The organism is Aquariibacter albus (assembly GCF_014145335.1).
In the GTDB taxonomy this organism is placed as follows: domain Bacteria; phylum Pseudomonadota; class Gammaproteobacteria; order Burkholderiales; family Burkholderiaceae_C; genus Aquariibacter; species Aquariibacter albus.
In genome coordinates this window covers 669,071-685,820 of record NZ_JACIVI010000001.1, presented here as the reverse complement: position 1 = coordinate 685,820, position 16,750 = coordinate 669,071, and the positions used below count along the sequence as shown (strand labels likewise).

The following is a 16,750-nucleotide window of genomic DNA, read 5'->3' as shown; positions in this document are numbered from 1 at the left end:
CTCCGGTGGACCTGTGTGGACAGTACAGACGCAAAAAAGCCCCGGCTGGCGGGGCTTTAGTGGACTTTGGCGGGCCTCGGCGGAGGCCGGCGGAAGGTCGTTTGGCGGAGAGGGTGGGATTCGAACCCACGGTACCTTGCGGTACGCCTGATTTCGAGTCAGGTACATTCGACCACTCTGCCACCTCTCCTGATTCGGTGCGCTGGTCGGCGAAGCCCGCAACTATAGCTGATCTTCGGCAGGCTTCGGCAAGCCGGGCGCGTCAGGCGCGCAACACGGCCTGGCCGCCCAGGTAGGGACGCAGGGCTTCGGGGATGGCGATGCTGCCGTCGGGCTGCTGGTGGTTCTCCAGCACGGCCACCAGGGTGCGACCCACGGCCAGGCCGGAACCGTTGAGGGTGTGAACCAGCTCGGGCTTGCCCGCCGCGTTGCGGAAACGGGCCTGCATGCGGCGGGCCTGGAAGGCCTCGCAGTTGGAGCAGGAGCTGATCTCGCGGTAGGTGTTCTGCGCCGGCAGCCAGACCTCCAGGTCGTAGGTGCGGGCGGCGCCGAAGCCCATGTCGCCGGTGCACAGCAGCACGACGCGGTAGGGCAGCTGCAGCAGCTGCAGGATGCGCTCGGCGTGGCCGACCATCTCCTGCAGCGCGGCGTCGCTCTGCTCGGGCGTCGTGATCTGCACCATCTCGACCTTGTCGAACTGATGCTGGCGGATCATGCCGCGGGTGTCGCGCCCGGCGCTGCCAGCCTCGCTGCGGAAGCAGGGGCTGTGGGCGGTGAGCTTGATCGGCAGCTGCGCGGCGTCGAGGATCTGCTCGCGCACGCTGTTGGTCAGCGAGATCTCGGAGGTGGAGATCAGGTACTGCGCGGGCGCCGTCTCGTCGCCGCCGCGGCTGACCCAGAACATGTCGTCCTTGAACTTGGGCAGCTGGCCGGTGCCTTCGAGCACCTCCTGGTTGACGATGTAGGGCGTGTAGCACTCGGTGTAGCCGTGCTGCTGGGTCTGCACGTCCAGCATGAACTGCGCGAGTGCGCGGTGCAGGCGGGCCACCGGGCCGCGCAGGAAGGCGAAGCGGCTGCCGGAGAGCTTGGCCGCGGTGTCGAAGTCCAGGCCCAGGGGGACGCCCAGGTCGACATGGTCGCGCGGGGTGAAGGGCAGCGGCGCGGCGTCGGTGCCAGGGCCGGCGGGGCTCCAGCGGCGCTGCTCGACGTTGCCGGTCTCGTCGCGGCCGACGGGCACTTCGTCCTGCGGCAGGTTGGGCAGGCCCATCAGCGTCGCATTGAGCGCGGCCTGCACCTGCTCCAGGCGCTCAGCGGCGGCCTTGAGCTCGTCGCCCAGGCCGGCCACCTCGGCCATGACCGGGGCCACGTCCTGGCCCTTGGCCTTGAGCTGGCCGATCTGCTTGGACAGGCTGTTGCGCTTGGCCTGCAGTTCCTCGGTACGGACCTGGATCTGCTTGCGCTCGGTCTCCAGCGCGGTGAAGGCCGCCACGTCCAGGAAGGGCTGCGGCGACTTGCGGCGCTCCAGCTTGGCGACGACGGCGTCGAGGTCCTTGCGCAGCAGGTTGATGTCGAGCATGGGGATCGGGATCAGGTTCGGAATGGGCCCGGCCGCGCTGCGGCGGGGCCGGGCAAGCGGAAACGGCTCGGCAGGCCTTCAGCCCAGCTCGGCCATGGACTTGTCGCCCAGGCCCAGGGGCAGCGGGAAGCGGATGTGCTCTTCGACGCCATCCATCTTGCGCACGCTGACGGCCCCCAGTGCGCGCAGGCGCTCGATGACCGCGCGCACCAGCACGTCGGGCGCCGAGGCGCCGGCGGTCAGGCCGACCGAGAGCGGCCGGCCGGCCCGCGGCTGGAACCAGGCGGGCTGAAGGTCATCGGGGCCGTCGACCATGTAGGCCGGCGTGCCCAGGCGCTCGGCCAGCTCGCGCAGGCGGTTGCTGTTGGAGCTGGTCGGGCTGCCCACGACGATCACCAGATCGGCCTTCGGCGCCAGCAGCTTGACGGCGTCCTGGCGGTTCTGGGTCGCGTAGCAGATGTCCTGCTGCTTGGGCTCGCGGACCTGCGGGAAACGAGCCTTCACGGCGGCCAGGATCTCGGCGGCGTCGTCGACCGACAGGGTGGTCTGGGTGACCACCGCCAGCTTGGCCGTCTGCGCCGGCTGCACGCGGGCCACGTCGGCCACGTCCTCGACGAGGTGGATGCCCTCGCTGAGCTGGCCCATGGTGCCCTCGACCTCCGGATGGCCCTTGTGGCCGATCATCAGGAACTCGAAGCCTTCCTTGTGCAGCTTGGCCACCTCCACATGCACCTTGGTGACCAGCGGGCAGGTCGCGTCGAAGATGCGGAAGCCGCGGGCCTCGGCCTCCAGCCGCACTGCCTGGCTCACGCCATGCGCGCTGAACACCAGGGTGGCACCGGCCGGCACCTCGGCCAGGTCCTCGATGAAGATGGCGCCCTTGGCCTTGAGGTCGTTCACCACATAGGTGTTGTGCACGATCTCGTGGCGCACGTGGATTGGCGCGCCGTACTTCTTGAGCGCACGCTCGACGATCTCGATCGCGCGGTCCACGCCGGCGCAGAAGCCGCGCGGCTCGGCCAGCAGCACCTCGCCGACGGGGGCGACGGGGGAAAGCGAGGGCTCGATCATGGCCAGGGCTCCGCTCAAAGCACGCCGATCATCTGCACCTCGAAGCGCACGGGCAGGCCGGCCAGCGGGTGGTTGAAATCGAACAGGGCCCAGTCCTCGGCGGCCGGGCCCAGCTCGCGCAGCACGCCGGCGAAGGCGCCCTGCCCGTCGGGCGTCGGGAAATGCACGACATCGCCGACGTGGTAGGTCTCGTCCGGGTCGCCGTACTGGCGCAGCACGGCCAGGCTGACGCGCTGGATCAGCTCGGGGTTGCGATCGCCGAAGGCCGCACCGGGCGGCAGCTCGAAAGCCTTGTGATCGCCCTCGGCCAGACCCAGCAGGCACTGCTCCATGGCCGGCGCGAGCTGGCCGCTGCCCAGCGAGAGCGTGGCCGGCGGCCCGTCGAAGGTGCTGACGACATCGCTGCCGTCCGGGCCGGCGAGCCGGTAATGCAGGGTGAGGAAGGAAGCGGGCTGAACCGTGGCCACGGGGGGCATCCTTGCTTGGCTAGACTGGGGTGGATTGTAGGGACGGGGTTGCTGCCCGCCCCGGACGCCCCTTCGCGACGCCCGAGCCATGGCCCTCGACCACCTGCCGCCCGACGCCCGCCCCCGCGAGAAGCTGCTGCAGCGCGGCCCCGGCGCCCTGTCGGACGCCGAACTGCTCGCCCTGCTGCTGCGCACCGGCACCCCCGGCTGCGACGTGCTGCAGCTGGCCCAGCGCCTGCTGGAGACCTGCGGCGGCGTGGCCGGCCTGCTGCATGCCGACGCGGCGCAGCTCGGCCGCGTCAAGGGCCTGGGCCCGGCCAAGTCGGCCGAGCTGCTGGCCGTGGCCGAACTGGCCCGCCGGGCCCTGGCCGCCGGCCTGAAGGAGGCCCCGGTCTTCACCGCCCCCCAGGCCGTCAAGGACTACCTGGCCCTGCAGCTGGCCGCGCGCGAGCAGGAAGTCTTCGCCGCCCTCTTCCTCGACAGCCAGCACCGCCTGCTGGGCTTCGAGGAGCTCTTCCACGGCAGCATCGACCAGACGAGCGTGCACCCGCGCGAGCTGGTCAAGCGCGCCCTGGCCCGCAATGCGGCCGCGCTCATCGTCGCCCACAACCATCCCAGCGGCGTCGCTGAGCCCTCGCGCGCCGACGAGGCCCTGACCGCCACCCTCAAGACGGCGCTCGCCCTGGTCGACGTGCGCCTGCTCGACCATGTCGTCGTCGGCCGCGGCGGCTGCGTGTCCTTCGCCGAGCGGGGGCTGCTGTGAGCCGCCTGCCGACCCGCCTGAGCGTGAACGGCCTGCACGAACTGCATGCCGTGCAGCGCGCCATCGCCGAGCTGCGCGCCGAGGCCGAACGCCGCGAAGCCGAAGCCCGCGCCCGGGCCGAAGCCGCCGACCGCGAACGCCGCGCCTTCGAGCTGGCCGTCGGCCCCGTCACCCCCCTGCCCGATCCCAACCTGGCACGCCCCGAACGGCCCCGGCCCGAACCCCTGCCGCGCCAGCGCGAGGCCGACGAGAAGCGCGTGATGCAGGAGGCCCTGTCCGACGACTTCGACGTCGAGGACCTGCTGGAAACCGACGACGGCCTCTTTTTCCGCCGGCCCGAGATCGGCCTGGACGTGGTGCACAAGCTGCGCCGCGGCCACTGGGCCATCCAGGCGCAGTGCGACCTGCACGGCCTCCAGCGCGACCCGGCGCGCGAACGCCTGGCCAGCTTCCTGCGCGATGCGCGCCGCGCCGGCCTGCGCTGCGTGCGCGTGATCCACGGCAAGGGCCACGGCTCGCCCGGCCGCGAGCCCGTGCTCAAGGGCAAGGTGCGCAGCTGGCTGGTTCAGAAGCAGGAGGTCATGGCCTTCGCCCAGGCCAGCGCCGCCGAAGGCGGCCACGGCGCGCTGGTGGTGCTGCTCAAGGGCGAGCCGGGCGGGCGCTGAGGGCGCTCCTGCGCGCACCACGCGGCCCCGCGGCTCGCGCGGGGCCGCGGCCTCAGCCCGCCACCGGCAGTAGCAGGCAGACGGCCCGCGCTTCCATCGACAGGCCCTCGCCCACCGGCCCGAGCTTCTCGGCCGTCTTGGCCTTGAGGTTCACGCGCTCCGGCGGCAGGCCCAGGCAGGCGGCCACGGAGGCGACCAGGGCCGGCATGTGCGGGGCCAGCTTGGGGGCCTGGGCGACAACGGTGGCATCCACATTGCCGGGCTGCCAGCCGGCGGCGCGCACGCGCCTGAGGGCTTCGGCCAGCAGCACCTTGGAGTCGGCGCCGGCGAAGGCCGGGTCGGTGTCGGGAAAGTGGCGGCCGATATCGCCCAGGCCGGCGCCGCCCAGCAGGGCGTCGGTGATGGCATGCAGCAGGGCGTCGGCGTCGGAATGGCCGAGCAGGCCGTGGCTGTGCGGGATGCTCACGCCGCCCAGGATCAGCGGCCGGCCGGTGACGAGGCGGTGGCAATCCCAGCCTTCACCGATCCGGAAGGGCAGGGGCGGCAGCTTGGCGGCGGGCGGTGGGGGGGCGGTCATGGGCAGAAGGCTGGGGTGGGGGCGTCCGAAGGCGCGGGGGCGGGCTGAGGATCCGATACGAGGGGCCGGGCGTGGGTCGGGGGCCAGGGGCGCGCGACGCTGCGTGGACGGGCGACCTGGCCGCCCTCAGGGCCCCGCGGCGCGCAGGCGCAGCAGGGCCTCGGCGGTCGCGAAATCCTCGGGCCAGGTGACTTTCAGGTTGAGCAGGTGGCCGGGCACCAGGCGCGGACGCAGGCCCAGGGCCTCGATGGCACTGGCCTCGTCCGTCACGCCAGGGCCGGCGGCATCGAGCGCGCGGGCCAGCAGGCCCAGGCGGAACATCTGCGGCGTCTGGGCGGCCCACTTGCCGCGACGGTCCAGGGTCTGCTCGACGCGGCCTTCGGGGCCGGCAGCCTTCAGGGTGTCGGCCAGGGGCAGGGCCAGCAGGCCGCCGACCGGGTCCTCGCGGCAGGCCTCGATCAGGCGCTGCACCCAGGCGGGCTCGACCAGGCAGCGCGCCGCATCGTGGACCAGCACCCAGTCCTCCTCGGCCGCGCCGGCGGTGCGCAAGGCTTGCAGGCCCTGGCGCACGGTCTCGGCGCGGCTGGCGCCGCCGACGGCGGCGGTCTCGCGGCCGGGGCCGGCCCATCCGGGCAGCAGCTCGGCGAAGCGGCGGTCGCCGGGGGCCAGCACCAGCAGCAGGCGATCGACCCCGGGCACGCGGCCCAGGGCGTCCAGGGTGTGGGCCACCAGCGGCCGACCGGCCAGCGGGGCGTACTGCTTGGGGCCGCCGGCGGCGGCACGCTCGCCGAGGCCGGCGCAGGGCAGCAGCAGGTGGAGGCGGGCAGGGGCGGGGTGGGCGCCCCCGGACGTCAAGGACGGCACCGGGCTTGCCGCAGGCGGGGCAGAGGTCATGGCGGCGATCTTAAGATTCGCCGCCCTGCGCGCTGACCGTGGCCCCGCTCCTGCGGCGGGGCACCCGGCGTCCGCCGGCCCCGTGCCACGGACCGGCTGTCGCGCAGGCCCGGTCCTGCCCCGCCCTGCCCCCTTCACCGGGCGCGGCGGGTATTTGTGTTTTCGTGCCCGCCCCGAATGCCCGGCCTGCCGGCCGGCCCGCCCTCCGCATGCAGCTGCCCCGCCTCGCCCCCGGTCAACGCCCCACCCTGCCCCGGCCGCCGGGCTCGGCCGACGCCCTGCTGCTGGCCCGCCTGGCCCAGGGCCGGGCCGGCCAGCTCACGGCCATCGTCTGCGCCGACCCGGCCGACGCCCAGCGCCTGGAAGCCGAGCTGCCCTTCTTCGCGCCCGGCCTGCGGGTGGCCGTCTTCCCGGACTGGGAGACCCTGCCCTATGACAGCTTCTCGCCGCACCAGGACCTGATCTCCGAACGCCTGGCCACGCTGTGGCGCCTGCTCCAGGGCCAGCGGGGTGCGGCCCCGGCCGAAGGCCCGGACGCCGCCCTGGACGTGGTGCTGCTGCCCGCCACCACCGCCCTGGTGCGGCTGGCACCGCCCAGCTTCCTGGCGGCCACCACCTTCCAGTTCCGCCAGAAGCAGAAGCTGGACGAGTCGGCGCTGAAGTCGCAGCTCACCCTGGCCGGGTATCAGCATGTGAGCCAGGTCGTCTCGCCCGGCGAGTACGCGGTGCGCGGCGGCCTGATCGACCTCTTCCCCATGGGCTCGCCGGTGCCCTTCCGCATCGACCTCTTCGACGACGAGATCGACTCCATCCGCACCTTCGACCCCGACAGCCAGCGCAGCCTCTACCCGGTGCCCGAGGTGCGCCTGCTGCCCGGCCGCGAGTTCCCGATGGACGAGGCCGCGCGCACCGCCTTCCGCGCCCGCTGGCGCGAGAAGATGGACGGCGACCCCAGCCGGGCCCGGCTCTACAAGGACATGGGCAGCGGCCTGGCCGGGCCGGGCATCGAGTTCTGCCTGCCGCTCTTCTTCGACGAGACCGCCACCGTCTTCGACTACTTCGGCACGCAGGCCGCCGTGGTGCTGCACGGCACGGTCGACGAGGCCCTGGCGGCCTTCTGGGGCGAGATCCGCGAGCGCCACCGCTTCCTGCAGCACGATGCCGAGCGTCCGCTGCTGCCGCCCGAGGCCGTCTACCTGACGGCCGAGGACTTCTTCGGCCGCTGCCGCGCGCAGCCCACGCTCTCGCTGCGTCCGCCGCGGGCCGCCGCGGGGGACGAGACCGCCTCGGCCGACGCCGAGCCGCCCGCCACCACGCCCTGGGCCCGCCCCCTGCCCGACCTGGCCCTGGACCGCGGTGCCGTCGAGCCGCTGCGCAAGCTGGCCACCCAGATCCTGAGCCGGCGCGAGAAGGCCGGCCGCCTGCTGCTGCTGGCCGAGAGCGAAGGCCGGCGCGAAAGCCTGCTGGAGCTGCTGCGCGAGCACAAGCTGGCGCTGCCGAGCGTGGCCGACCTGCCGGCCTTCCTGGCCAGCGAGCATGTCGCGGCCATCAGCGTCGGCCCGCTGGCCGCGGGCTTCCACTGGATCGAGGCGGGCGGCGAAGCCCCGGGCGAAGCGGGCGGTCCGCTGAACCTGCAGCTCGTCACCGAGACCGAACTCTTCGAGGCCGCGCCCACCCAGCGCCGCCGCCGCAAGCAGGAGCAGGTCAGCGACGTCGATGCGCTGATCAAGGACCTGTCCGAGCTGCGCCCCGGCGACCCGGTGGTGCACAGCCAGCACGGCATCGGCCGCTACGTCGGCCTGGTGAACATCGACCTCGGCGAAGGCTCGACCGAGTTCCTGCACCTGCAGTACGCCGAGAAGGCCACGCTCTACGTGCCGGTCGCGCAGCTGCACCTGATCAGCCGCTACACCGGCGTCAGCGCCGAGGAAGCGCCGCTGCACAAGCTGGGCAGCGGCCAATGGGACAAGGCCAAGCGCAAGGCGGCCGAGCAGGTGCGCGACACCGCCGCCGAGCTGCTCAACCTCTACGCCCGCCGCGCCGCCCGCGAGGGCCATGCCTTCCGCTTCAGCCCGCAGGACTACGAGGCCTTCGCGGCCAGCTTCGGCTTCGAGGAGACGGCCGACCAGCGCGCCGCCATCCATGCCGTCATCCAGGACATGATCAGCCCCAAGCCCATGGACCGCCTGGTCTGCGGCGACGTGGGCTTCGGCAAGACCGAGGTCGCGCTGCGCGCGGCCTTCGTGGCCGTGACCGGCGGCAAGCAGGTGGCCCTGCTGGCCCCCACCACCCTGCTGGCCGAACAGCATTACCAGAACATCGCCGACCGCTTCGGCCAGTGGCCGGTGAAGGTGGCGGAGATGTCGCGCTTCCGCTCGACCAAGGAGATCAAGGCGGCGATGGAGGGCCTGGCCGACGGCACCATCGACATCGTCGTGGGCACGCACAAGCTGCTGAGCCAGGAGACGAAGTTCAAGCGCCTGGGCCTGCTGATCATCGACGAGGAGCACCGCTTCGGCGTGCGCCACAAGGAAGCCATGAAGGCCATGCGGGCCGAGGTGGACGTGCTCACGCTCACCGCCACGCCCATCCCGCGCACCCTGGGCATGGCCCTGGAGGGCCTGCGCGAGCTGAGCGTGATCGCCACCGCGCCGCAGCGCCGACTGGCCATCAAGACCTTCGTGCGCAGCGAGGGCAGCAGCGTGATCCGCGAGGCCGTGCTGCGCGAGCTGAAACGCGGCGGCCAGGTCTACTTCCTGCACAACGAGGTCGAGACCATCCAGAACCGCAAGCAGAAGCTCGAGGAGCTGCTGCCCGAGGCGCGCATCGCCGTGGCCCACGGCCAGATGCCCGAGCGCGAGCTGGAGCGCGTGATGCGCGAGTTCGTGCAGGGCCGCCACAACCTGCTGCTGTGCTCGACCATCATCGAGACCGGCATCGACGTGCCGAGCGCCAACACCATCGTGATGAGCCGTGCCGACAAGTTCGGCCTGGCCCAGCTGCACCAGCTGCGCGGCCGGGTGGGCCGCAGCCACCACCAGGCCTATGCCTACCTGCTGGTGCCCGACGTGGAGGGCCTGAGCAAGCAGGCCGCGCAGCGCCTGCAGGCCATCCAGGACATGGAAGAGCTGGGCAGCGGCTTCTACCTGGCCATGCACGACCTGGAGATCCGCGGCGCCGGCGAGGTGCTGGGCGAGCACCAGAGCGGCAACATGATGGAAGTCGGCTTCCAGCTCTACAACGACATGCTGAGCCAGGCGGTGCGCGACCTGAAGGCGGGCCGCGAGCCCGATCTGCTGAACCCGGTGAACACCGCGACCGAGGTCAACCTGCATGCGCCGGCCCTGCTGCCCGACGCCTACTGCGGCGATGTGCAGCTGCGGCTCTCGCTCTACAAGCGCCTGGCCTCGGCCGAGCGCCTGGACCAGCTCGACCTGCTGCTGGAGGAAATCGTCGACCGCTTCGGCAAGCTGCCCGCCCAGGCCCAGACCCTGTTCGACGTGCACCGCCTGCGCGTGCAGGCCCGGCCCTATGGCGTGATCAAGATCGACGCCGGCCCGGCGGTGATGAACATCCACTTCCGGCCCAACCCGCCGATCGAGCCGATGCGCATCATCGACCTCGTGCAGCGCCAGCGCCATGTGAAGCTGGCCGGCAACGAGAAGCTGCGCATCGACCGCGCCCAGGCCGATCCCAAGGACCGCGCCCAGACCGTGCGCGAAGTGCTCAAGGCGCTGGGCCAGCCGACCGTGCCGTCCGGCACGGTTTGAGCCGCCAGCGCGCCCCTCGGCTTCAGCCGACCTTCAGGCAGGGGGCGGACCATCCGCCTCCATGAATTCGCATGAACTGATGTTTCCGGCCGGCCCCTGGGCCTTGCGCCGGGCCCGTGGGCTGGTCCTGGCCAGCCTGACCCTCAGCCTGGCCGGTCTGGCCCCGACGGCGGCGCAAGCCGGCAGTTCGTCGAAGAAGACGCCGACACCGACGACCGTCGCCGTCAACCCGCGCGCGATCGACAGCCCGGGCCGCCTGCTGGCCTCGAACTGCTTCCAGTGCCACGGCACCGGTGGCACCGGCGGCTTCGACAAGATCCGCGGCGGCGAGGCCGAGGAAATCCGCGAGTACCGCGACCTGGCCCGCAAGCCGGCCCGGCAGGACATCATGGCCGCCCACGCCCAGGGCTACACCGACGCGCAGATCGCGCTGATCCTCCAGAACCTGAAGGCGAAATGAGCATGAGCACCCCCGAACACTTCCCGGGCCTGGCGCCGTCCCTGCTCTCGCGCCGCACCCTGCTGCAGGCCCTGGCCGTCGGCGCCGGCGTCAGCCTGCTGCCGCGTCCGGGCGGCGCCCGCGCCGCAGCGGCCCCGACCGGCCGCGTCGTCGTCGTCGGCGGCGGCATGGCCGGCGCCAGCGCGGCCAAGTACCTGCGCTATTGGGGGGGCAGCGGCGTGCAGGTGACCCTGGTCGACCCGACCGCGGCCTACACCTCGCACATCATGAGCAACCTGGTGCTCAACGGCAGCCGCAAGCTCAGCTCGCTGAACTTCAGCCGCGACGGCCTGCGCAAGCAGCATGGCGTCGTGATCCGCCAGGCGGCCGTGGAGTCGCTGGAGCCGATCCAGCGCGTGCTGCGCCTGTCCGACGGCAGTACCCTGGCCTACGACCGGCTCATCGTCGCCCCGGGCATCGACTTCGACCCGGCCTACGGCCTGACGGCCGAGGACTACACGCTGCGCACGCCGCACGCCTGGGCCGCCGGTCCGCAGACCGAGCTGCTGCGTCAGAAGGTGGCCGCGGTGCCGGCCGGCGGCGTGTTCGTGATGACCATTCCGAAGGCACCCTACCGCTGCCCGCCCGGCCCCTACGAGCGGGCCTGCGTGGTGGCCGACTTCCTGAAGAAGCGCCGCAACGGCAACGTGAAGGTGCTGGTGCTCGACGAGAACCTGGCCATCACCGCCGAGCGCGAGAACTTCACCCACGCCTTCAACGTGATCCACGGCGGCGTGATCGACTACCAGCCCGGTGTGCAGAACCTGCAGATCAATGCCTACACCGGCCAGGTCAGCTGGACCGACGCCGTCGGCACGCCGCGCAGCGTGATGGCGCAGGCCGTCAACCCGATCCCGCCGCAGCGCGCCCGCGGCAGCCGCAGCGGCGAATGGCTGCAGCAGGCCGGGCTGATCAACAGCGCCGACCGCCGCTGGGCGGTGGTGGACCTGCTGAGCTACGAGTCGACCGCGGTGGCCGGCGTGCACGTGATCGGCGACGCCGCGCAGACCGGCCTGCCCAAGGCCGGCCATGTGGCCAACCAGGAAGGCAAGACCTGCGCCGACGCGGTGCTGCGCCTGCTGGCCGGCGGCAGCCCCGACCCGGCGCCGGTGCTGAACTCGGCCTGCTACTCGCCGATCACGGCCGACACCGCCTCCTGGCTGACCGCGGTCTACCAGTACGACGCAAGCACCCGCACGATGAAGGTCGCCGCGAACAACGGCGTGATCGCCGGCGCCACGCCGACCGAGGCCGCCAACATCAGCAACAAGAACTTCAAGCGCATGGACACCTGGTTCAAGACGCTGATGGCCGACACTTTCAACTGAAGCCTCGCCCGGCCCCGCACAGGGGGCCGCGCACGCCTTCGCTACCATGCCGACCCGGCCCAGGCCGCGTCGGCAAGAGGCCGGCGCCCCCAGGGGCTGCCGGCCTTTTCTCATTTGCGATGTCGACTTCCACCGCCTCCCCCCTGCCCGCCGGTCTCGAGGCCAGCCGCCTGCTGGCCCGCGGCGTGTCCCTGCCCCTGCGGCTGAGCGATTTCAAGCTGATCGCCTTCGACATGGACTCGACGCTGATCAGCATCGAGTGCGTGGACGAGATCGCCGATGCTGCCGGCCGCAAGGCCGAGGTGGCGGCGATCACCGAAGCCGCGATGCGCGGCGAGATCGCCGACTACAAGGCCAGCCTGCGCCAGCGCGTGGCCCTGCTGCGGGGCGTGCCGCTGAGCGCACTGCGCCAGGTGGCCGAAGAGCGGCTGCGCATCCATGACGGCGCCCTGGCCCTGGTGCGCGCCTGCCAGGCGGCCGGGCTGAAGACCCTGCTGGTCTCCGGCGGCTTCACCTACTTCAGCGACCGCGTGCGCGACGCGCTGGGCCTGGACGCCACCCGCAGCAATGTGCTGGAGCTGTCCACCGACCCGGCGCAGACCGGCCGGGCCGACGCCGAACCGGCCCTGACCGGCCGCCTGATCGACCAGCCCTGGGGCGACATCGTCGACGGCGAGGAAAAGCGCCGCACCGTGCTGGAGACCGTGGCCGCGCTCGGCGGCACGGGCACGCAGGTGATCGCCGTCGGCGACGGCGCCAACGACCTGCCGATGATGTCGGTGGCCGGCCTGTCGGTGGCCTACCGGGCCAAGCCCGCGGTGCGCGCGCAGGCCGATGTGGCGCTGGACGTCGAGCGCCTGGACACCCTGCTGGCGCTGTTCGGCGCCGACGCCCGCTGAAGCGACCGGAGCCCGCCATGCCCGACACCCTGCCGCCCCGCCCGCTGGCCGTGCCCCTGGCCAAGGCCTACCGCCTGCTCAACCACGGCCCCACCGTGCTGCTGAGTGCCGAACACGGCGGCCGCCGCAACACCATGGCCGCGGCCTGGAACATGCCGCTGGACTTCGACCCGCCCAAGGTGGCGGTGGTGATCGACAAGGCCGTGTTCACGCGCGGTCTGGTCGAGGCCTCGGGTCGCTTCGTGCTGAGCCTGCCCTGCGCCGCCCAGCGCAGCCTGGTCGACGCGGTGGGCGGCGCGAGCGGCCGCAGCCTGGACAAGGAAGCCGCCTTCGGCCTGCGCTACCTGGCGGGCGAGGCCGCCCCGGCCGAATCCGGCGGGCAGCCGCTGGTGGCCGGCAGCGTGGCCTGGCTGGCCTGCCGCCGCCTGCCGCAGCCGACGATCGAACAGGCCCACGACCTCTTCCTGGCCGAGGTGGAGGCCGCCTGGGCCGATCCGCGCGTGTTCTCCAACGGCCGCTGGCACTTCGACGGCCACGACGCGCTGCGCACGCTGCATCACGTCGCCGGCGGCGCCTACTTCACCCCCGGCACCATGCTGCAGGGCTGAGCCCCGCGGCGCCCGGGACGGGGCGAAGGGGCCGAGCTCTGCGAGGTCCTGGGCGCAGCAGCCCGGCGGCTCACGGGCGCCCTGCGGCGGGCTTCAGACCAGCTTGGTCGCGCTGACGATGATGCCGTCCTCGTCGGCATAGAGCCAGTCGCCCGGACGCACCCAGACGCCCTGGATCTGCACGGCGATCTCGCGCTGGCCTTCGTTGCGCTTCTCGGTCGGCAGGGGCATGGCGCCGAGGGCGCGGATGCCGGTGGCGCAGGCCGCGAGTTCGGCCACGTCGCGCACGCAGCCGTCGACCACCACGCCGGCCCAGCCGTTGCGGGCCGCGGCCGCACCGAGGTTGCCGCCGACCAGGGCCCGGCGCAGCGAGGCGCCGCCGTCGACGACCAGCACGCGGCCTTCGCCCGGGCTGTCGACCGCAGCCTTGACGAAGCTGTTGTCCTCGAAGCACTTCACGGTGAATACGGGGCCGGCAAAGCGCTTGTGCGCGCCGAAGTCGCGGAAGACGGGCGGCAGCACGCGGAAGGCGCCGCTGCCGTCGTTCTTGTGGAGGTCGCAGAGGTCGCAGGTCGCGAAATCGGTCGTCATGGGGGGCTCCTGGCCGCAGGGCTTGCGGAATGGGTTCACGTCCGAAAAAGCCTAGCACGCCCCCTGCCGGGCACCGGGACGCTCCGCTGCACCGCGCTGGGCCGCAGCGCGGGCAGACCGGCTGATCGTCGGCGGGGCGGGCCGCTCGGCACCGGTGCCCGGCTCGCCAGCGCGGGGCGGGCGGGCCCAGGGCCTGTGCGTGGGCGCCCCGCGGCGGCGCGGAACGCTTGTTGCATTGGGCACGCCACCCCAGCCACCGCTCCGCACGAGGAGGACCGCCATGCTCGACCGCACCACCCCGACCCTGTTCTCGCATGTGAAGCCCGACGACACGCCCTGGCGTGGCGAAGGTGGCCTGCGCGACTTCTTCGCCTACCGCGACCTGGGCATCGCCGACGCGACCCGGGGCAAGGTCATCGCCCACCTGGTGAAGGCCAAGAACCCGCCGGCCGAAGGCACGGGCTGGCACCGCCACGAGGCGGAATTCCAGATCGTGATCATGATCAGGGGCTGGGCCCGCTTCATGTACGAGGACAAGGAGACCCTGGTCTCGGCCGGCGACTGCGTCCACCAGCGTCCGGGCATCCGCCACTACCTCTTCGACTACTCGCCCGACATGGAGTACCTGGAGATCGTCAGCCCGGCGGACTTCAAGACCATCGACGTGGAACCCGCCGCCGAGGTGCCGCCGTCGACGCCGTGGAAGTGACGCGGACCACGGCCGGCCCCGGATGAGCGAAGGCGCCCCGCGGGGCGCCTTCTTCGTGGGGCTGCGGGCCCGGGCGTCCGCAGCTTCGCCGCTCAGAACTCGGCTTCCAGCTCGTCGATGTCCTCGGGTTCGAGCTTGGCGTCGGCGATCCATGCCTGCATCTCGGGCATGGCCAGCACACGTTGGCAGTACTCGATCAGGCGGCGGTCGGACAGGCGCACGTCATAGGTCTGCAGCCGGGTGACGACGGGCGCGTACATGGCATCGGCCATGGTGCGGTGCTCGCCGAAGAGCCAGGGGCCGCCATAGGCGTCGAAGCACTCGGTCCAGATCTGCACGATGCGGTCGATGTCGGCCTGCGCGCGCGACCAGACCTTGAAGCCCGGGAAGCGGGCCTTCAGGTTCATCGGCAGCGCCGAGCGCAGGGCGCTGAAGCCGGAATGCATCTCGCCGCAGATGGCGCGGCAGTGCGCGCGGGCGGCGCGCGAGGTCGGCAGCAGGCCGGCCTCGGGGAAAAGCTCGTGCAGGTACTCGCCGATGGCCAGCGTGTCCCAGACCCGCACCTCGGCGGGGCCGCTGCCATGGTGCAGGCAAGGCACCAGCATGGACGGCGCGAGCAGCAGGATCTCGGCCCGCACATCGGCGTTGTCGGTGGAGAGCATCTCCTCCCGGAACTCCAGGCCTGCGAAGCGGGCCAGCAGCCAGCCGCGCAGGGACCAGGACGAGTAGTTCTTGCTGCTCAGCGTCATCGAGGCCGCCCCCAGCGCCACGGCAGGCGGTGCTGCGACGACGGCCGGCAGGGCCGGGGCCGCCGCGGGCGCGCGCCGCCCCGCCCGCTTGGGGCTGGGCGAGGGTGCGGCTTCGGGCAGCGGATCGGCGGCGGGGCGGCGGCGGGTAACCATGGCGGCAGGTCCTGCGGTGTCGGGCAGAGGAAGGGGTGGAGCCTGGGCCGATGCCCTGTTCCGGGTCGGCACGATCGAGGCCCGCAAGCGCTGTGCCACCGCGCGGTGCAGGTCGCCGAAGGCGGTGCACGGCCTTCGGTGGCCTGCAACTTGCCTGTTGCAAACCAATTCTTCCGCCCCTGCCCTGTCCGATCCGGAGCCCAGCGCATGCTGTACCAGGCCTACCAATCCCAATGCGATCTCCTGGCGCCCTGGCAGGAAGCCGCCCGGGGCTTTGCCCAGGCCTGGCGCTTCCTCGGCAGCCGCGAGCCCACCAGCCTGCGCCGCCTGGCTGCTGCCGCGGAGGTCTTCTCGCAACTGCGGCTGACCCATGAGCGGCCGCCCTTCAGCCTGGGGCGCATCGGTCCCGATGCCTGGGCGGTCGAGGAAGAGGTGATGGACCGCACGCCCTTCGCGACCCTGCTGCGCTTCCGCAAGCCGGGGGCGCCGGAGGGCCAGCCCCGCATGCTGGTGGCCGCGCCGCTGTCAGGCCATTTCGCCACCCTGCTGCGCGACACCATCCGCACCCTGCTGCAGGACCATGAGGTCTGGGTGACCGACTGGCACAACGCACGCCAGGTGCGCCTGTCCGAAGGGGTGTTCGGCTTCGACGAGTACGTGCAGCACCTGATCCGCTTCCTTGGCGTGATGGGCCCGGGCAGCCATGTGATGGCGGTCTGCCAGCCCTGCGTGCCGGTGCTGGCAGCGGTGGCCCTGATGGCCGAGGACGACCATCCGGCCCAGCCGCGCACGATGACGCTGATGGCCGGGCCGGTGGACACGCGGATCAACCCGACCGAGGTCAACAAGCTCGCGATCAGCAAGCCGATGGAATGGTTCGAGAAGAACCTGATCTGCCGGGTGCCGCTGCGCTACCCCGGCGGCATGCGACGGGTCTATCCCGGCTTCCTGCAGCTGACCGCCTTCATGAGCATGAACCCCGACCGCCACACCCAGGCCTTCCAAGGCCTGTACGAGGCCCTGGTGGCCGGCGAGACGGACAAGGCCGAGACCACCCGGACCTTCTACGAGGAGTACTTCGCGGTCAACGACCTGCCGGCCGAGTTCTATCTGGAGACCGTCGAGCGGGTCTTCCAGACCTGGGACCTGGCCCGTGGCGTGATGAAGGTGGCCGGCCGCTCCGTGAACACCGCCGCGATCCGCCGCACCGCGCTGTTCACCGTGGAGGGCGAGCGCGACGACATCTGTGCCCTGGGCCAGACCGTGGCCGCCCATGACCTGTGCAGCAGCCTGCGCGCCCACCTCAAGACCCACCACATCCAGACCGGCGTGGGCCACTACGGCGTGTTCAGCGGCCGGCGCTGGCAGCAGCAGATCTACCCGCGCGTGCGCGAGCTCGTGCACCAGCACGACGACGCCTGAAGCCCCCCG

The 16,750-nt window shown here is 72.2% G+C and carries 16 protein-coding genes and 1 tRNA gene; 9 read left to right on the top strand and 8 right to left on the bottom strand.

All coding sequences use genetic code 11. From position 1 onward, the window contains the following. Window positions 1-102: 102 nt before the first annotated feature. The 4 genes from H4F90_RS03090 to H4F90_RS03075 all read right to left on the bottom strand — a co-directional run bounded on the left by H4F90_RS03090 (window position 103) and on the right by H4F90_RS03075 (window position 3,123). Window positions 103-190 (bottom strand) — tRNA-Ser (locus tag H4F90_RS03090). Between the two features lie 72 nt (window positions 191-262). Next, window positions 263-1,576, bottom strand: coding sequence for a serine--tRNA ligase (serS, locus tag H4F90_RS03085; RefSeq protein WP_182661363.1), 1,314 nt, complete (start codon window positions 1,574-1,576; stop codon window positions 263-265). A gap of 78 nt (window positions 1,577-1,654) precedes the next feature. Next, window positions 1,655-2,647: a 4-hydroxy-3-methylbut-2-enyl diphosphate reductase gene (gene ispH / locus H4F90_RS03080; RefSeq protein ID WP_182661361.1), complete on the bottom strand. Its 993-nt coding sequence runs from the start codon at window positions 2,645-2,647 to the stop codon at window positions 1,655-1,657. A 14-nt stretch (window positions 2,648-2,661) separates the two neighbouring features. After that, window positions 2,662-3,123 (bottom strand): FKBP-type peptidyl-prolyl cis-trans isomerase, encoded by a 462-nt coding sequence (locus H4F90_RS03075; protein WP_182661359.1) that lies wholly within the window; start codon window positions 3,121-3,123, stop codon window positions 2,662-2,664. A 79-nt stretch (window positions 3,124-3,202) separates the two neighbouring features. Between H4F90_RS03075 and radC the strand changes: the two genes are divergently transcribed. After that, window positions 3,203-3,877, top strand: coding sequence for a RadC family protein (radC, locus tag H4F90_RS03070; protein ID WP_182661358.1), 675 nt, complete (start codon window positions 3,203-3,205; stop codon window positions 3,875-3,877). After that, window positions 3,874-4,542, top strand: coding sequence for a Smr/MutS family protein (locus H4F90_RS03065; RefSeq protein ID WP_328700811.1), 669 nt, complete (start codon window positions 3,874-3,876; stop codon window positions 4,540-4,542). Before radC ends, H4F90_RS03065 begins: the two co-directional genes overlap by 4 nt. Window positions 4,543-4,594: 52 nt before the next feature. Here H4F90_RS03065 and ispF read toward each other — a convergent pair whose 3' ends face one another. Next, window positions 4,595-5,119, bottom strand: a complete 525-nt coding sequence (ispF, locus tag H4F90_RS03060) for a 2-C-methyl-D-erythritol 2,4-cyclodiphosphate synthase (RefSeq protein WP_182661356.1) — start codon at window positions 5,117-5,119, stop codon at window positions 4,595-4,597. A gap of 126 nt (window positions 5,120-5,245) precedes the next feature. Beyond that, on the bottom strand, window positions 5,246-6,013 hold the full coding sequence (gene ispD, locus H4F90_RS03055) for a 2-C-methyl-D-erythritol 4-phosphate cytidylyltransferase (protein ID WP_182661354.1): 768 nt from the start codon (window positions 6,011-6,013) through the stop codon (window positions 5,246-5,248). 209 nt (window positions 6,014-6,222) lie between these two features. Here ispD and mfd point away from each other — a divergent pair, with 209 nt between their 5' ends. The 5 genes from mfd to H4F90_RS03030 all read left to right on the top strand — a co-directional run bounded on the left by mfd (window position 6,223) and on the right by H4F90_RS03030 (window position 13,117). Further along, window positions 6,223-9,783 (top strand): transcription-repair coupling factor, encoded by a 3,561-nt coding sequence (gene mfd / locus H4F90_RS03050; protein ID WP_182661352.1) that lies wholly within the window; start codon window positions 6,223-6,225, stop codon window positions 9,781-9,783. A gap of 61 nt (window positions 9,784-9,844) precedes the next feature. Next, window positions 9,845-10,243 carry a c-type cytochrome gene (locus H4F90_RS03045; protein ID WP_182661351.1) on the top strand — a complete coding sequence of 133 codons (399 nt, stop codon included), beginning with the start codon at window positions 9,845-9,847 and terminating at the stop codon, window positions 10,241-10,243. A gap of 2 nt (window positions 10,244-10,245) precedes the next feature. Beyond that, the gene (locus tag H4F90_RS03040) at window positions 10,246-11,610 is read left to right on the top strand and encodes an FAD-dependent oxidoreductase (RefSeq protein ID WP_220486036.1); all 1,365 of its coding nucleotides are present in this window, start codon (window positions 10,246-10,248) and stop codon (window positions 11,608-11,610) included. Between the two features lie 119 nt (window positions 11,611-11,729). Then, window positions 11,730-12,509: a phosphoserine phosphatase SerB gene (serB, locus tag H4F90_RS03035; protein ID WP_182661347.1), complete on the top strand. Its 780-nt coding sequence runs from the start codon at window positions 11,730-11,732 to the stop codon at window positions 12,507-12,509. A 17-nt stretch (window positions 12,510-12,526) separates the two neighbouring features. Then, window positions 12,527-13,117, top strand: a complete 591-nt coding sequence (locus H4F90_RS03030) for a flavin reductase family protein (RefSeq protein ID WP_182661345.1) — start codon at window positions 12,527-12,529, stop codon at window positions 13,115-13,117. 93 nt (window positions 13,118-13,210) lie between these two features. On the opposite strand, the gene rraA is transcribed toward H4F90_RS03030, so the two are convergent. Continuing rightward, a complete protein-coding gene (gene rraA, locus H4F90_RS03025; protein ID WP_182661343.1) occupies window positions 13,211-13,708 on the bottom strand; it encodes a ribonuclease E activity regulator RraA in 498 nt (165 codons plus the stop codon). A 280-nt stretch (window positions 13,709-13,988) separates the two neighbouring features. On the opposite strand from rraA, the gene H4F90_RS03020 reads away from it, so the two are divergent. Then, entirely contained in the window at window positions 13,989-14,417 is a 429-nt protein-coding gene (locus tag H4F90_RS03020; protein ID WP_182661341.1) for a cupin domain-containing protein, read from the top strand. 92 nt (window positions 14,418-14,509) lie between these two features. Here H4F90_RS03020 and H4F90_RS03015 read toward each other — a convergent pair whose 3' ends face one another. Beyond that, on the bottom strand, window positions 14,510-15,166 hold the full coding sequence (locus tag H4F90_RS03015) for a glutathione S-transferase (RefSeq protein ID WP_407926168.1): 657 nt from the start codon (window positions 15,164-15,166) through the stop codon (window positions 14,510-14,512). 360 nt (window positions 15,167-15,526) lie between these two features. On the opposite strand from H4F90_RS03015, the gene H4F90_RS03010 reads away from it, so the two are divergent. Beyond that, entirely contained in the window at window positions 15,527-16,741 is a 1,215-nt protein-coding gene (locus tag H4F90_RS03010) for a polyhydroxyalkanoate depolymerase (RefSeq protein WP_182661339.1), read from the top strand. The last annotated feature ends 9 nt before the right edge of the window (window positions 16,742-16,750 follow it).

What these genes read in the sequence shown, in the direction of transcription:
- serS (WP_182661363.1), bottom strand. Translation starts at nt 1,576, where the DNA reads ATGCTCGACATCAACCTGCTGCGCAAGGACCTCGACGCCGTCGTCGCC.
- ispH (WP_182661361.1), bottom strand. Translation starts at nt 2,647, where the DNA reads ATGATCGAGCCCTCGCTTTCCCCCGTCGCCCCCGTCGGCGAGGTGCTG.
- H4F90_RS03075 (WP_182661359.1), bottom strand. Translation starts at nt 3,123, where the DNA reads ATGCCCCCCGTGGCCACGGTTCAGCCCGCTTCCTTCCTCACCCTGCAT.
- radC (WP_182661358.1), top strand. Translation starts at nt 3,203, where the DNA reads ATGGCCCTCGACCACCTGCCGCCCGACGCCCGCCCCCGCGAGAAGCTG.
- ispF (WP_182661356.1), bottom strand. Translation starts at nt 5,119, where the DNA reads ATGACCGCCCCCCCACCGCCCGCCGCCAAGCTGCCGCCCCTGCCCTTC.
- ispD (WP_182661354.1), bottom strand. Translation starts at nt 6,013, where the DNA reads ATGACCTCTGCCCCGCCTGCGGCAAGCCCGGTGCCGTCCTTGACGTCC.
- mfd (WP_182661352.1), top strand. Translation starts at nt 6,223, where the DNA reads ATGCAGCTGCCCCGCCTCGCCCCCGGTCAACGCCCCACCCTGCCCCGG.
- H4F90_RS03045 (WP_182661351.1), top strand. Translation starts at nt 9,845, where the DNA reads ATGAATTCGCATGAACTGATGTTTCCGGCCGGCCCCTGGGCCTTGCGC.
- H4F90_RS03040 (WP_220486036.1), top strand. Translation starts at nt 10,246, where the DNA reads ATGAGCACCCCCGAACACTTCCCGGGCCTGGCGCCGTCCCTGCTCTCG.
- serB (WP_182661347.1), top strand. Translation starts at nt 11,730, where the DNA reads ATGTCGACTTCCACCGCCTCCCCCCTGCCCGCCGGTCTCGAGGCCAGC.
- H4F90_RS03030 (WP_182661345.1), top strand. Translation starts at nt 12,527, where the DNA reads ATGCCCGACACCCTGCCGCCCCGCCCGCTGGCCGTGCCCCTGGCCAAG.
- rraA (WP_182661343.1), bottom strand. Translation starts at nt 13,708, where the DNA reads ATGACGACCGATTTCGCGACCTGCGACCTCTGCGACCTCCACAAGAAC.
- H4F90_RS03020 (WP_182661341.1), top strand. Translation starts at nt 13,989, where the DNA reads ATGCTCGACCGCACCACCCCGACCCTGTTCTCGCATGTGAAGCCCGAC.
- H4F90_RS03015 (WP_407926168.1), bottom strand. Translation starts at nt 15,166, where the DNA reads ATGACGCTGAGCAGCAAGAACTACTCGTCCTGGTCCCTGCGCGGCTGG.
- H4F90_RS03010 (WP_182661339.1), top strand. Translation starts at nt 15,527, where the DNA reads ATGCTGTACCAGGCCTACCAATCCCAATGCGATCTCCTGGCGCCCTGG.